Annotated in this window: 20 protein-coding genes; all 20 read right to left on the bottom strand. The window is 42.9% G+C overall.

What is annotated here, in order from left to right:
- The gene (locus HNQ82_RS05815) at window positions 1-387 is read right to left on the bottom strand and encodes a phage tail fiber protein (protein ID WP_183247956.1); all 387 of its coding nucleotides are present in this window, start codon (window positions 385-387) and stop codon (window positions 1-3) included.
- A gap of 11 nt (window positions 388-398) precedes the next feature.
- Entirely contained in the window at window positions 399-1,433 is a 1,035-nt protein-coding gene (locus tag HNQ82_RS05820; RefSeq protein WP_183247958.1) for a baseplate J/gp47 family protein, read from the bottom strand.
- Window positions 1,426-1,833 carry a DUF2634 domain-containing protein gene (locus HNQ82_RS05825; RefSeq protein WP_183247960.1) on the bottom strand — a complete coding sequence of 136 codons (408 nt, stop codon included), beginning with the start codon at window positions 1,831-1,833 and terminating at the stop codon, window positions 1,426-1,428. The genes HNQ82_RS05820 and HNQ82_RS05825 overlap by 8 nt, the downstream gene beginning before the upstream one ends.
- Window positions 1,833-2,168, bottom strand: coding sequence for a DUF2577 domain-containing protein (locus HNQ82_RS05830; protein ID WP_183247963.1), 336 nt, complete (start codon window positions 2,166-2,168; stop codon window positions 1,833-1,835). The genes HNQ82_RS05825 and HNQ82_RS05830 overlap by 1 nt, the downstream gene beginning before the upstream one ends.
- A 2-nt stretch (window positions 2,169-2,170) precedes the next feature.
- A complete protein-coding gene (locus tag HNQ82_RS05835) occupies window positions 2,171-3,130 on the bottom strand; it encodes an XkdQ/YqbQ family protein (RefSeq protein WP_183247965.1) in 960 nt (319 codons plus the stop codon).
- A complete protein-coding gene (locus HNQ82_RS05840) occupies window positions 3,130-3,804 on the bottom strand; it encodes a LysM peptidoglycan-binding domain-containing protein (protein WP_183247967.1) in 675 nt (224 codons plus the stop codon). The genes HNQ82_RS05835 and HNQ82_RS05840 overlap by 1 nt, the downstream gene beginning before the upstream one ends.
- On the bottom strand, window positions 3,804-6,044 hold the full coding sequence (locus HNQ82_RS05845) for a tape measure protein (RefSeq protein ID WP_183247969.1): 2,241 nt from the start codon (window positions 6,042-6,044) through the stop codon (window positions 3,804-3,806). Before HNQ82_RS05845 ends, HNQ82_RS05840 begins: the two co-directional genes overlap by 1 nt.
- Window positions 6,045-6,227: 183 nt before the next feature.
- Window positions 6,228-6,629 (bottom strand): phage tail assembly chaperone, encoded by a 402-nt coding sequence (locus HNQ82_RS05855; protein ID WP_171699950.1) that lies wholly within the window; start codon window positions 6,627-6,629, stop codon window positions 6,228-6,230.
- Between the two features lie 11 nt (window positions 6,630-6,640).
- Complete coding sequence (locus tag HNQ82_RS05860) at window positions 6,641-7,105, bottom strand: phage tail tube protein (protein WP_183247971.1); 465 nt, start codon at window positions 7,103-7,105, stop codon at window positions 6,641-6,643.
- 18 nt (window positions 7,106-7,123) lie between these two features.
- Window positions 7,124-8,422: a phage tail sheath subtilisin-like domain-containing protein gene (locus HNQ82_RS05865; RefSeq protein ID WP_183247973.1), complete on the bottom strand. Its 1,299-nt coding sequence runs from the start codon at window positions 8,420-8,422 to the stop codon at window positions 7,124-7,126.
- Entirely contained in the window at window positions 8,422-8,595 is a 174-nt protein-coding gene (locus HNQ82_RS05870) for a hypothetical protein (protein WP_183247975.1), read from the bottom strand. Before HNQ82_RS05870 ends, HNQ82_RS05865 begins: the two co-directional genes overlap by 1 nt.
- Window positions 8,579-8,986 (bottom strand): phage tail terminator family protein, encoded by a 408-nt coding sequence (locus HNQ82_RS05875; protein ID WP_183247977.1) that lies wholly within the window; start codon window positions 8,984-8,986, stop codon window positions 8,579-8,581. Before HNQ82_RS05875 ends, HNQ82_RS05870 begins: the two co-directional genes overlap by 17 nt.
- Window positions 8,976-9,374, bottom strand: coding sequence for an HK97 gp10 family phage protein (locus HNQ82_RS05880; protein WP_033020556.1), 399 nt, complete (start codon window positions 9,372-9,374; stop codon window positions 8,976-8,978). The genes HNQ82_RS05875 and HNQ82_RS05880 overlap by 11 nt, the downstream gene beginning before the upstream one ends.
- Window positions 9,374-9,739: a hypothetical protein gene (locus HNQ82_RS05885; protein ID WP_183247979.1), complete on the bottom strand. Its 366-nt coding sequence runs from the start codon at window positions 9,737-9,739 to the stop codon at window positions 9,374-9,376. The genes HNQ82_RS05880 and HNQ82_RS05885 overlap by 1 nt, the downstream gene beginning before the upstream one ends.
- 1 nt (window position 9,740) lies before the next feature.
- Window positions 9,741-10,088, bottom strand: coding sequence for a head-tail connector protein (locus HNQ82_RS05890; RefSeq protein ID WP_246348917.1), 348 nt, complete (start codon window positions 10,086-10,088; stop codon window positions 9,741-9,743).
- Complete coding sequence (locus tag HNQ82_RS05895) at window positions 10,085-10,231, bottom strand: hypothetical protein (RefSeq protein WP_183247981.1); 147 nt, start codon at window positions 10,229-10,231, stop codon at window positions 10,085-10,087. The genes HNQ82_RS05890 and HNQ82_RS05895 overlap by 4 nt, the downstream gene beginning before the upstream one ends.
- Before the next feature lie 13 nt (window positions 10,232-10,244).
- The gene (locus HNQ82_RS05900) at window positions 10,245-11,063 is read right to left on the bottom strand and encodes a N4-gp56 family major capsid protein (RefSeq protein WP_183247983.1); all 819 of its coding nucleotides are present in this window, start codon (window positions 11,061-11,063) and stop codon (window positions 10,245-10,247) included.
- Window positions 11,064-11,081: 18 nt separating this feature from the next.
- Window positions 11,082-11,639, bottom strand: coding sequence for a phage scaffolding protein (locus HNQ82_RS05905; RefSeq protein ID WP_183247985.1), 558 nt, complete (start codon window positions 11,637-11,639; stop codon window positions 11,082-11,084).
- Between the two features lie 96 nt (window positions 11,640-11,735).
- Window positions 11,736-12,755 (bottom strand): minor capsid protein, encoded by a 1,020-nt coding sequence (locus HNQ82_RS05910; protein WP_246348919.1) that lies wholly within the window; start codon window positions 12,753-12,755, stop codon window positions 11,736-11,738.
- On the bottom strand, window positions 12,748-14,172 hold the full coding sequence (locus tag HNQ82_RS05915) for a phage portal protein (RefSeq protein WP_183247987.1): 1,425 nt from the start codon (window positions 14,170-14,172) through the stop codon (window positions 12,748-12,750). The genes HNQ82_RS05910 and HNQ82_RS05915 overlap by 8 nt, the downstream gene beginning before the upstream one ends.
- Between the last annotated feature and the right edge of the window lie 2 nt (window positions 14,173-14,174).

Below are 14,174 nucleotides of genomic sequence, written 5' to 3' on the forward strand. Positions count from 1 at the left end.
CTAGGCGAGTGTGATCGAGATGTCGCCGGCATTAATTTTAAGCTGGTCGTTCGTGCTGATCGTTTTTGGTGTTGTGACGGCTCCATAAAAAAGCAAATTGCCTCCGGTTGCGGCATCTAAAATGCCGATATGCGTCACTGTCCCCCAGTTGGCCGTCGCGACCGGGAACAGGATTTCATTGCTGTTCGATACCATTCCATCGCTTGGAGCGCTGAATGTGATTTGCTGACGTTGATACGATCCGCCAGTGACCTCTGTGCCTGTGTTGGCGTCTGTCGGATCGCTAGTATATAGCGCCAAATACACAGCTGATGGCGATGTGTATGGTGTGTTTCGCAAAACCGCATTGATTAACGCGTTTTCTAAATAGTTTGAAATAGCACTCATAAAAACCCCTCCTACAATAATGTCACTCGGCCAAGAACAGCAATTTCGTCGCCATTAATCTGAATGTTTCCAGTACCACCGTTTATTTTTAGATTTTCGTAGTCCAAAACATACTCAGCATTTAAAATGGCCTCACCGACTTTGGTGTAGCGAACAATCTGTTCGAAAAAGGCCACGTTTAGTAAATAGTCATTAATGGAGTTTTTGATTTGTTGTAAGGCTGTTTCTGCGTCACCATTCCCGTTCAACGTTACTTTTACATCGATGTCGATGCTAATTTCTCTTGCCCCATCGACTGTAATATCCGCTAATACCGGTCGTTTAGCCTCAATATTTTCTCTCACTTTTTCAATCATCTGTGGACTTGGTGACTTCTTTTTGTCCGTAATAACAACTACACGAACCGTTCCCGGTCCATTCCAGCGTCGAAATACACGAACGTAACCAATACCATTCACTTCCTTGGCCCAACGGATATAATCAGCATCATTGCCACTTGATGATGGCATGGAGATTCGTTCGAAATAACGTTGCCTTAACGAATCATCATTTTCTTCATCTTCGCCAGGGATTAGAACATCTGCTAACACTGCCGTCCCAAGACCTTCAATCGGCTCAACCGGAAGTAAATTCCCAAATTCCTTATTTGTTTCACTTCCCGGAGTCTCTGCTTGTATGCGAAATTGACCATCAGAAATTTTCTCAATAACCACGTAAGTTGTATTATTGAATCTAAACTGACTGCCAATCGGAACATTAAACGGCAAATTATTTTCGTCTGTAAACACGCCTTTTCGAACAGATTTTGTTGCTTTTTTTCTATATACACCAAAGTTGGTTGCAATTCGTTCTAGATATTCGCCGCTCGATGTTTCACTAAAAGTAAGTCGCAAAATTGTGTCTAATTCCATGTATGCTTGTGCAAACTCTATTGCCACCGGTGCTAAAGCATCATAAATGATTGACCCTTCTCTTTTGTCCATATCGTCTGGTATGCGGTCAAGCATACGCCTTAAAATCGTTTCAAACGTTTGATTTTCAAACAACACCGTTCACCTCTTTCGTTAGTTCCACTTTTCCGTAAACGGTGTAACACACGATTTTTGCGACAGCTGAGTCGCCAGAAAATTGCACCGTCACATCTACATCTGTCACTCGCTCATCCTGCAATACAGCTTCTTTGATTCTCCGCGGCAATTCTGCTTGAACGAATAGTCGTTCTTTTCCGATCAAGTTTTCAAAGCCGTAATTGTCGCTATAAATCAAATATTTAAAGCGCTCTGTGCTCAGCATTTTAAAAATGGACTGCTTAATCGCCTCTACTCCATCAATCATTCCACCGCATTGGCCATTTTCAAAATCAAGGCGATACGTTTTTGACGGAATCACCGATGGTTCCATCACTTCTGCTTCTTCGATTGCGATGTTTTCAGAAGGGAGTACCATCATTTCACCACCTTGTCTAAAACAACAAATTGTTGACCACCTTGTACTCTTAATAGGACAACTTTATCGCCTTTTTTCAATCCAGTTCGAATCGGCGTATCTGTTAACATTCCGCTTAATGCTTTTGTTCCTCCGCCGTGATTATGTTCTAAGTTTACTTCATATCGAGTGACACGCTCTGTAATAATTAAAAATTCCTCCGTGAGCTTCAATTTCTGATGTATTTGCACTTCAAGAGGTTTTTCTGACACGACTGTACCAAACAAAACATGGACGGGATTTGTTGCTTCTACAGCTTTTACTGCAACACTCTTAATCAAGTCTATTAAATTCATAATTAGATCACCTTCAGGTCTAACGTCATCGTATGCACGCCGCCTTCCCAGTTGTGCGTGCACTCATCGACGAGAAAATATTGTCTAACACCGATTTTTTCAATGAATACAAAAACAAAACAACCTGCGCGCACTTTCCAATGTCCAAGACAGTTGAGTTTCAATGATTTCGTTTCACGGTTACGCAACTTAATTAACTTGTCCAACAAGTCTTTAATTTGCGCGGCCGTCATCTTTTCATCAACTTTGCGAAACTCTTGTAATCGTCCCCATTTCGCAATGTTCGCGCTGTCTTGGGCAATATAGACTTCACGTTTCCCTGTTTTTTTGTTGTCTTGTACGATTTTGACGCGATTATATGTTTCTTCGTCAATTGATTTTTTGTAATCAAAATCAAAAAGCAGACTCTCTTCCCCAATGTAGAAGTCGTCTGCTTGAATAGCCATGTTATTGATATTGCGCAGCTCTAATTTCCCGAAATTATCGAACAACACATAGTTTCTGTTCGTTGCAATTAGCGTAGAGTCCAAAAATTTCGCTACCACATCGAGCGCTTTTTTGTTGTCTTCGACCATTGCTGGAACTTTGTACCCTGTTTCTTCAAACGTTCCGGTTTTCAAACCTGCATCCGTAGCAATTTTCTTTATACCGGCCGTGGCAGTAGTAGCAGAAAACACAAACGTGTCATTGTACATGAGATATCGCAATTGGTCATATGCCTTTATGTGAAATTCACTACTCGTATTAAATCCTGTTTCAAACACATATCCGTAAAAAATTTTGTGTTGCCCATCAGTTACACGGATAATCGCTCCACTATTGACAGGGAATTTTGTTGGTTGTTCAAGAATTAATTTCGCATCCAACGTTCCAGCTTTTCCGATTCGACTTGTTTTCCATTGCACGCTTGAAACAGGCACGCCCCATACCGTACCATCGCGATTATCAATCAATACTTCCATCATTTCACCCAATCTGCAGGTATTTTTAACACTAATCCGATTGGTAGTTTTCGCAACTGGCTGTCTTTAATCCCGTTTAACCTTTGTAGTTCTGGATATCGGTTGCCGTTACCTGTATAAAGCTTTGCTACTTTCCAAAGATTATCGCCCGCTTTTAACGTGTACGTTGTCGGTTTTGGCTTTGTATTCGGGCGAGTTGGTGCGTTTTTCTTCAAGACTTGAACAGAAGATGACGCTTGTTTTTTGACTACCTGCATCTTTTTCGGACCAAACGGCACATATGTCTTTAATTCAAGTGAAAAATTCACGTCCTCACTACCAAACGATTCGTCATATTCAAAGCGCTCAATCGTCACTAGTTCATTGATTGTAAAAGAGCCGTTGACGTAAATATAGCGCACCGGCTGTTTATTGGTCATCCATTTTTCCAGCAAGTCAATGTAGTATTTCGGTTCCTTAAACACCGTTCCTGAATAATGAGTAGGTTGTGCAGGAAAAAAGGATTCGAGAGAGAAGCTCGACAACTTTTTATCTTTCGGTACGTTTACACGCCCTAACTTTGCAATTGTAAACTCCTCCCCGTCCCCTTCTGTTCTCACACTCACTTTTTCAGGGTTAATCGGCAGACGAAACATTTCGTTATCGTTTACATGAAAATAAATAGCACGTTCCATCACGCATACACCCCTTCTGCCGATCGGGCGATTTCATTTATCATGCTTTCTTCGAAACGACGAACGAGCTGGTCAACATCGACGTTATTTCGAATATCGCCCGTCTTAACTTGTACAGTCGGCGTTAATGTGATGAAATTCTGAATCGACTTAATCGTCGCCAGTTCTTTAAATACTTGCAAATCTTCTTCAGCGATGTTGATTTCATCATCAATTTTCCCGACCTTATCCAACTTACCACCCGTCGGATTTTTGTCGTCTTTTCCACTCGCTAGAGGATTTTTCATTCCTGGGCTATTGGCTAGTTGGCTTCCCAAAGATTGTTTGAATGGATTTTCTGTTTTGCCATTAGGAACTAACGCTTTTGCTTTTTCCATTATTCCAGAAAGCTTCTCCGACATGTTCTTGCTAAATTTCATCCCTGCTGCATTCCCCGCCGCGAACGCTTGTGGAATATTCAACATTTTCATTCTCGGAATATTGACCGTAAATTCGCTACTTGTTGGTGGTTTAAGGTTTGCCGCGAAGTTTTTAAGCCCATTGGATATACTTCCTACCGAACCAGCACTCAACTTGCCAATCGTGCTAATGTTCACACCCGGTATCATGTTTAGGGCTTTGATTAAACCATTAACCGCGCCAATGGCGATATTTGCTCCTTTAACAAATACTTTTGCTAAAAAGCTCGCAGCCGTCTCAAATGAACCAGCAAGAGTTGCCATATTGTCCACGACCATTTTGACCATGTCGTAAAATAGCTTTTTCACCGCATATACAGGGGCGAAAAAGACATTCATAATAAATTCAGCAACCATCGCAAACGCATTCCAAATATTCGCGACGATGTTCCAAATATAAGCCCCCAACGCAGCAAACAACCCTGTAATGAATCCAATCACCACAGCCGTTTGATCCGCCCAAGTTACCGTCGCATAAATAACCAAAGCAAGCAACGCAATAATACCCAACAACACCCACGTGGCTGGGGAACTAAGCATAGCCGCGTTGTAAACCCATTGCGCCGCAGCAGCAATCATTGTAGCTGTTTGCACTACCAACCATTTCGCCGCAACACCAAGCAAAATCGCGCCAATCCCAGCTAAAACAGAGCTAATTACAGTTAAAATTGGCGCAATCCATGACCAATTTTCCTCGAAAAAACGTCCTACAGCTCCGACCATTCGATAGAAAAACTCCAACGTGTCAAAGGCGAGATCCATTCCTGCAATAAAAACTTTGACAAAAAACATCGCATGTTCCGCCATTGTGGCGAACGCATCGGAGTTGACAAACTGGTTAAATCGAATCAACAACGGTTCAAACGCGCGAAGTGACCAGTTTTTAAACATAGTCATCGCGTCACCGAATGTTAACGGCATGTTTTTGAATTTCTTTTCGATGTCGTCTGCCGCTTTGAACAGAGCAGCTTTAATAATGTCAGCTGTAATCGTTCCTTCTGCCGACATTTCTTTTAGTTCACCTTTTGTTTTCCCTGTAAAATCAGCGATTGCCTGTGCAAGCATCGGCGCATTTTCCATAATGGAACGGAATTCATCACCTTGCAATTTTCCTGCCGCCATCGCTTGAGTGAGCTGATACATACCAGCTTGACGCTCAAATGTCGATGCGCCGGATACGGTGAATGCTTTACCCATTAACTCAGAAAATCGAATTACTTCATCATTACTTTTGAAAGCATCTTCTGCCAGCAACCCTAATTTTGCGACCGAGTTCGCCATATCGATATAGCCGCTTCGGCTTCTTTGTGCAGCTTGATAGATTTTTTCTTGCAACTGCATCTGTGTCTGCAAACCATCGTTAATATTTGATAATCGTGCATACGTGGACGCATAAGTATCCGCAGCATTTGCAAACGTTTGAAATCCTTGTTTTAGGGACGCGATCGAAATATAAGCTACAGTGGCACCGGCGAATGCTGCAAAGAAATTGTTTACTGCACTCGTCGCCCGATTGACTGGCGGAGGTAAGTTGGCAAATTTGGAGCCGAGTGGCGTTAAAGAGCTATCCGCCTGTTTGGATGCAACCATTAATCGTTCCAAATCGGCCGATGCGTTCGCAATCGCTTTTCGTGCTTTCGCTAATCCTTTGGTATCTAATCGAGTTGCGGTCGAATCCATCTTTTCCATGACGCGAATGGTCGCATCCATCGCACGAATCATTTTCATGAGTGGTCCTGTCAATTTGTCATTTAACGCCAACGTTGTTTGAACCCCAGCCATTCGCTCACCCCCTCATCTTACTTTTTATGCGGTCATACTCTTCCTTTTCTTTTTTCAATTCAATTTGGATGCTTGCAATGACAAACGCTTTTTCTTTTTGGTCCATCTCCAAAAACTCACGAGGGCGCCAATGAAAACGGTGGAGAGCAATATGCGCATAAAATGCCTCTCCACCTTCTTCAATTAGTTTTTTGCCTCTTCTACCTCTTCATCCATTGTTTTATCAAGCCCAGAAATTTCTGTGACCTTCTCAAGAATTTGGTTCGCTTCTCCTAAAAGAAACATTTCAGCAAACAGCTTGTCCGCGCCCAACACACCGTAAGACTCTTGCAACTCACGATCGTTCAAGTCAGGGTACACAATCGACGCTACGCAAATTTCACGGTTATATCTCACCACATCAAAGACACGTTCCATTTTACCGCCTTTGCCTGGGCGGAATTTGAAGCAACGTTCGTTGATTGCATCAGCTTCGCCCGCAGTCAACGGGCGCAATACAAGTGGTTCGTCAAAACGCTCCAATTTCAATTCCACATTTTCGTATTGTTTCACATTCCCCTTTAAAAACGCCTTAAACTTACTCATATGGCTCCTCCTTAGTTAATCGTTTTAAATTGGTCTAACAAGTCGAAATCATCGAACGTAAACGACACTTCATCTTTTAACACATCGTCGGAATCGCCATCTAGTTTAGCAACAAGCGTGCTGTCTGGTACGATATTTTTGATAATCGCCGTCTGCTTGCCTGCCGCGCTCGTAATATCCGCATTAACGAGCATTGCATCGAAAATCGGCGCCTTTCCTGTCCGCAAATATTCCAATGCCATAGCGCGAATTTCTGGACGATGATAGTAATATGTCATGTTTCCTTTTCCGTTCGCCCCGACAATTTTACTTCCGTTCATACGAGCGCCTACACGTTTCACGTCAGCTTTGATATATTCAATCGTCGCATCGAATTTAATAATTTCCGCAAACTCATATGACTTCCCGTCGATCGTAATGTATAGCGTCCCTTCCTTCGACGAGATCGCGTCTTTTGATTCCATTACACGTGGCATATTGATCACCTCCGTTTATTACTTGCACGCCACTGTCATGTAGAGTTTTTCCATGGCGTCAACAAATTTCAGACCCATGTTCACAAGTACCGCATCTTTCTCATCGCCTTGCTGAACGACAATTTCATCCGGATTGTAGGGCTCTAAAGCGCCGACTCGCACGAGAGGATCTAACACGGTTTTCATCACTTCTTTTTTAAACAAGTTCCGTCCGTCCCCGTTGTTGTTCACTTTTCCAATAAAATATTTGGAATAGATATACTGCGTATTGTCCGAAACAATATCCATTTCACGAATGATTTTGTTTTTACGAAAGTCTTGATTTTTTGTTGGTGTAAATGAACGGAACGTGTTAATATCTTGCTCCACAACAACGGCATCACGATTGAACGTATAGATGATGTGGCCATCTTTTAACGCTTGTTCAATTTCTTCATGCGTTTTCCGCTCGCAATCAATCGCACCAGGATACTCGGCATACGTTAATGAATTTGTGCCAGCGCTCGCATATGCCGCCGCATACCAATACAGTGCTTCTTTAGCCGTTAATTTCTCACCGCCTTCCAACGTGACACCATTTAAAACAGATACTACACCTTCATGATCCGCAGTATTGTAATTGTTCGTCACTAATGTTACGTTTTTACCATAATTAGCACGCCATTCTTTCACTTTCAATGTCAACAAAGCTTTTACCGTCGAATCGTCCGTACCAACTGCAACAACCTTAAATTCTTGCGTATCCAATCCTGCCGCAAATTCAGCATACGCATCGTTTGTTGCCGTTCCTGTTGTTCCTCCAGCAAGCGTTAGTGTCACATCCGATGTCGGCAGCTGACCACTAAACGAAACAAATGCGTTTGGCTGTAAATCAGCAATGGCAGCTACCGTTTGCGTATCGACAACCGCCCCGTCAAAATATGTCTTCACTGTCGCGGTTCCGTCTAAATTTGCTGTAACGACAACCGAAATTTTATTTCCGTCCACGCCCGCATATTTCGCTGTCGCTGTTAATCCACCACCCGTTGCTGTTGCTTTTGTTCCTTCGCTGTTTAAGTTATAGACAACGACTTGACTTGTCGCCTTAAACGCTTCACGGATCGGAACGATTGCGCTTAAATCTTTGCCAAATACTTCTTTAAACTTCGTGTTCGGCGAAACTTTCACAAATTTTCTTGTCTCTCCCCAGTCTAACTTAACTGGAATCACCACGATTGCATTGGAGTCAGGCACCGTCGTGTTTAAACTGTTCGTTTCAAAATTGATATACGCGCCAGGGCGAACTTTGTTTTGCGTCTTCCATGTCCCACCTGCCATTATTGAACCTCCTTCGCTTTCCATTCATTTAACAATGAATCCACTTCTTCTTTCGTGTACGTTTTTGTATCATCCAGCAATACTTCGAGCAATAGGCGGTCTTTTGCGTATTCTGGTGCACGAAGAAAAGCTAATTTTCCATATCGCCCTTGTTTTTCAGTTTGTTTGGCCAATCCAAACACCTCCTAACATCTGCATCTTCGTTTCGGTCGTCACCTCTTGTAGTCGTGCCGACACATCGAATGTAATGACAAGCACATCATCTTGCTTTACTCCTTCTAATCGATGCACATGATATTTGTTGGCGATATACTGAAATTCCGTTTGAAACGTTTCAAACACGTTGTCGCATTCGCCATCCACTTCTGTTGATTGCGGAAAATACACAACATTCCATGAATACGTCCGCCACACTTGACCTTTCAACTTTCTCTCTTGTTCAGACTGAATCATACGTACAAGAAAAGCAGGAGTTTGAAGCCCCTGCTTGACTTTTTCGTCGTATACTTTGACATTTCCGAAAACCTCTTTGATTTGCTGAATGATGAGCGTTTTAATCTCCAAAGATCCGCCTCATCTCCTTTTCCATCTCCCGTTGCCACATGTTTGGAGCGATTTTTTGCATGTCGTTCATCGTCAATTTCAACATGAACCGGCCTTCTACCCAGCCGACGGTCTGTCCAGCCACCACAATACGATGTCCATTTTCCACAAACGACGCATACTCAGCTTGATTGTAAATGTGAATATATATCGTATCGCCCTTGCTCATCACATAATACTTCCAGTTGTTTCGTAAGTTCCCTGTATCAACAGGGGTTAACTTCTTCACTTTCCGAATGGCCAACTGCGCAATACGTTGGGCTACCTTCATTTGCACTTGATGAGCGATTTTATTCAACTCTACTAATTGCTGTTTCAACAATCGGACTTCACTAAACTCATAGCCCATTATGCATAACCCTTTCGAATAAGCAATACTTCTTGGTGGGTGACATACACAAACGGTTCTTTCGCCGATTCATATTTGACGCTATCAATCAAAAAAACATCGCCAGCGCGTACGTCAACGTCGCTAGATAACAAGACTTTGACATCATACTGAATGGTGTTTACGTCACCTTGCGATGCGTTATTTAACGTCTGCATGCCGACAGTAGAAAGGCGACAAGGCACGTTTTCATGCTTTGTCACCCATTGCATTCCATCGGCGCCGTTTGGCTTCTGATACGCCTCATATCGCTGGATGGTAGCTGTCCGATCATACAGCCGTTCGACCGCAGGCTTGGCTTTGAGAAAGATGTCCTGTGCCCACATGCTACCACCTCATTTTGCGAAATTTATATAACGCATGCTTGTATGAATGAACAATGGTATCTACTTCTGTTTCGCCTTGGCTCTTTTCATGAGCCGTAAACGTGACTTGCACGTCCCCTTCTTTGATGGATTGAACAGCTGGTTCAGCATTGGGGGCATTTTTTTGCTTCAGACCAATGAGATCAACCACCATGTTCGCATGGACATACCGCAGTTCGTCCGGTATGTCATCGCGATTACAAAACATTTTGATCGCTTGGCCTACTTCATCAATGTATACAACCAAGCGATCATCTGATGGTGGATTGTCCAGCTTAGTTTTGACAATATCAAGCACCGCCATTGTCATTCAGCTGCCTTTTCTGTTGCTTTCTTCGTTCCTTTTTTCGCTTCTTCTTCTGTCACTTCGTCGTATCCAGCATTTTTAAAGGCATCTTCTTGTACGTCGTTTGTTGCGATTAACACTTCATCGCCTTTTTTAAATTTCTTCATGCCCCATCACCCCTTACGCATTTTTGTGCACGTAAATGGCGTTCTTTTTGTTCTCGAATACGAACGCATCGTAACGAATACGACCTTCTACAAGCGTACCGTTAATGCCTGGTGGGTTTTCATGCGTCACGTAGTCAGTCAATTTAATCGGCGCCACTGTTGCCATCGGATGTGTAATGAAAAATTCGACATTCGCTGGTAAATACGAAGATGGAACGGTGATTAACGGAATCCCATCAATTTGACCGACTTGCCCTTTCATTAATGCATCTTGTGCAATATCAGATGCTTTGATAAAAGATGGATCCAAACGAATTTGCTTGTAAAAATTCGCTCCAATGTACGCCACGCGCCCGACAAGAGGCACTTTTAAGTCTGTGAGTGTTGTTGTTGCATCTAAAAACGCCTCATAGGCGTTGTCTTTTGTAATTGGCGCTGTCGCTGTCGTCCCAGCATTCGCGCAAATGACCGCAAAACGATAGATGTCCACTTCTGGGACAACTACCTCGTCAATTTGACGTGCGAGCGCCTTCCCTGCTTCCATGACACCCATTGTATCTTGTTTCGATTTATTATCGATCGTGAACGTAAATGCGCGGTCGCGCTTTACTTTCATTTCTTGTACGCTGTTTTGCAACTCTTCAGGAACGCCATATCGATTCATTCCTGTTAAAGAGTAATCACGCATTGGAACGGTTGGAATCGAGAATACTTTCACCGTTTCAACTCCGACCCAATCCAAGTCTTGGTTTACTGCCCCATTCGAAAGAGCTTGCTTTTTAAAACGTTCATCTACATATGGTGCATACTTCTCCGCATAGTTAATTGGCATAGTTCATTACCTCCTACATTAAATTGAATTAAATCCAGCTAAGAACGGATCGTCTGGATCGCCACCAGTCGGACTGCCTTCAGCTGGTTTGATACCTGTGATTTTTAGTTGATTGCTGTTTTCAGGCACAAATAAAAAGGACTTGGTTTCTTGCAACGCCTTTAACTGCTCTTCCAGTCCTTTTGTGATATTGCCGTGTTCATCGAGTTCGATTGTATTTTTATCAAGAAGCGACGCAACCAAGTCGGTGTCATGCACTTTTCCGTTGATTGCTAGTTTAATCGCGCTGTTGAGTTGCGTTTCCTTGATTTTCGCCTCATATGCCGCCTTCTCGTCTTTATATTGCTTTTCTAAATCAGCGAGCTTAGCTTGTAGTTCTTCATTCCCTTCAGCTTGCTTTTTTAGTTGTTTTAAATCGTTATCGCGCTGCTCAAGCTGCTTTTTCATATCATCAAGGTTGGCTTTCAACTCATCGACTTTTGTCTTGTGAGCTTCCACCGACTTCCCGTGCTCGGCCATAATTTTATCAATCGTTTCTTTCTCCAGTCCTAAGCTTTCGAGAAATTCACGTTTCATGTTTACTCCCTCCTGGTTACGTTTTTTTACGTGGTTACGGCCACGAACCGCTTTGTTCTTTAACGTCTACAAATGCTAAAAAGACGAGGGAATTATTTATTTTGGTATGAACTTACTAGACCATTCCTCATATGTCATGGAATCCACCAACCCATTCATCGACTGGCGTTTCTCACCGTTCGTATACTCCGATTCATCGAAATACGGAATTGTCGTCGTTCGGCAGCGCACATGAAACGGTGGTGCGTTCGTGCCAGGCTTGTAATCTTTTACGTTATAAACCTTCCCATCTTGATATCTACAAATCTCCGACGTTCGCATATCGAGCGTGGCCAAAATTTCGTATTTCTCCATTCCTGAGTCACGATAGCTGTTGTGCGCCGCCAAGTTATGAAAGAAGCTTGCTTCTGTTCGCACTAGCGCTTCAGCACGCGAGTATGCCACATCCGTTACTTTTACAATTTCTTTTGCTGTTTTGTCAATCGAACGGCCGATAATAAAGCTCTGTTCGAGTGACTTTCGGATTTGTCGCATCGTTTCTTGCTCATGGCCCCAAATTCGCTCGGAAAATTCTTTCCCACTCCAGTTGTACGACATCACTTCACGCATGGTGATGTCGTCAAGTATTTGAACGTTTGTCGGGATGCCGGTCATCGCAAAATCATACATGAAATGATAGTACGAGTTCTGATATACATCGACTAGCCCTGTATATACGTACTCTTGCAAACCATTTTTACCGCCATATAAATGCAGCATCGTCATTTCAATTTGCGCCAAAAGTAATTCCAGTCTCGAGATCCGAACACGATAGCTAATTGCATTCAACAAATTTTCATACTGTGGATTCCCCTCAAGGGCCATGGCGCGAAACCGTTCAAGATCGACTTTTTTAAATTCTTCGAGCTCTTGAGAGTTTAAGAGCTTCCTTGCTTCAAAAAGCGAAATCTTATTATCGTTTGCATACCGAGCATAAAACGCTTCGATCTGATGCAAAATATCTCGCTGTGCTTCTTTCAGTCGTTGTTGCATCTGCGCCAGATATTTTTCTGCAATCAGCTGTGCTTCCTGTTCCCTTTGCGCCGCACGTTGCGCCCAATATTCTCGGCTACTCATTCACGTTCCCATCTTTCATTTGCTGCTGAAACGCTCCTTGATAACCGTTATACATTCGCTCTTGTTCCTGTTGCTTCTTCAATCGTTCTTCCACTAGCTCCGTATACCACGGATGATTTTCACGAATCGTCTGATCATCGAGAATACCAACCGACGCCTGGCAATTGGCGATGACCTCAGACTCATTGATAATAATGTCGCGGTTGAAGATGAATGAAATTGGCTCATTTGTAAAATCACCTTTTCCTGTTATCAGCAAATATTGATCGATAAACCAAATCAATTGTTCTAGGCTCGATTGAAACTCGGTTTCAAGGATGTTGCAATCCATGTCCAAGTCCGAGTATCGATATCGCAGCGCCACGCCACTGGCATTGCCCAAATTCTCATCCTGCGTATCGACACCGCGCCCAAATTCATAGATTGCTTTACGAATACGCAATAACTCTTTTTCGACCGCGTCTGTCTGTAAATCAGCTTGGAGTTTATCCACATTGCCGTTTTCATCTAGCTTCACTGCACGGTATCGGTTTAAATCGTTTAAAAATTCCTGTAAGTCAACGCCGCCATAATTCACAAGCTTGTAAATGAAATTCGGGATGTCTGCAAGTAAATCTGCATTTACGGAAGCTTGCAAGTTGTAATCGTCAATCAATGACTTGATACAGTCGATAAGTGGCTGCTCTTCTTCATTGTACTTGAACGCAATTAACGGCATACGCTCCCACAAATACGGCTTCTCGTTGATTGTGAAGTGATAGTTTGTTTCTACTCCAGCTAACACGTCTGGAATAAGCGAGTCAGCTTGCAGGACGTAATACTTAATGCCTTTCGGATGGTGATACTCCACTTTCTTCTGTTTTTGCTTTTGCGTGTTCGTGTACACCACTTCTTCATATACACGGATAAACGACACAATTTCTTCATGGTCGTTATCTTTCCAGAACGGGATAATTTGCTCGCTCGGAATTTTTTTAAAAGCCAGCTCGCCCTTTTCGTCAATGTACACATATAAAAAAGCGATCCCTTTATTGATCGCTTCCTTCCCCAGATTTTTAATGGTTTTCAACATCCGTTTATCGAACATGTCTTTTATGAGTTTGCGATACTGTACATTCTCGGTAGCAATCGTCGGCTCCTTCGAAAGCAAGTATCCGACTTTCTGATTGACGAGCTTCTTCACAAAATCATGAGCCAGCTTTTGATTCGAACGCCAAGTAATGTCTTGTTGCTTTTTCTCGATGTCCATTTTCGTACGATAATATCGCTCGCCAATCACCATCCATTTACGCTTATCGCTGGTTTCCCAGTCTTTGACGATCGCCGCCAAAAGCTGTTCATCGGTCATCATTCCTTTGGCCAACTCCGCCAATGCTCGCTCATGCCAGGGCGCTCTGAATAAATCCTCAATCAGCATGC

The sequence above is a fragment of the Anoxybacillus tengchongensis genome (genome assembly GCF_014201585.1).
GTDB classification, from domain to species: Bacteria; Bacillota; Bacilli; order Bacillales; family Anoxybacillaceae; genus Anoxybacillus; species Anoxybacillus tengchongensis.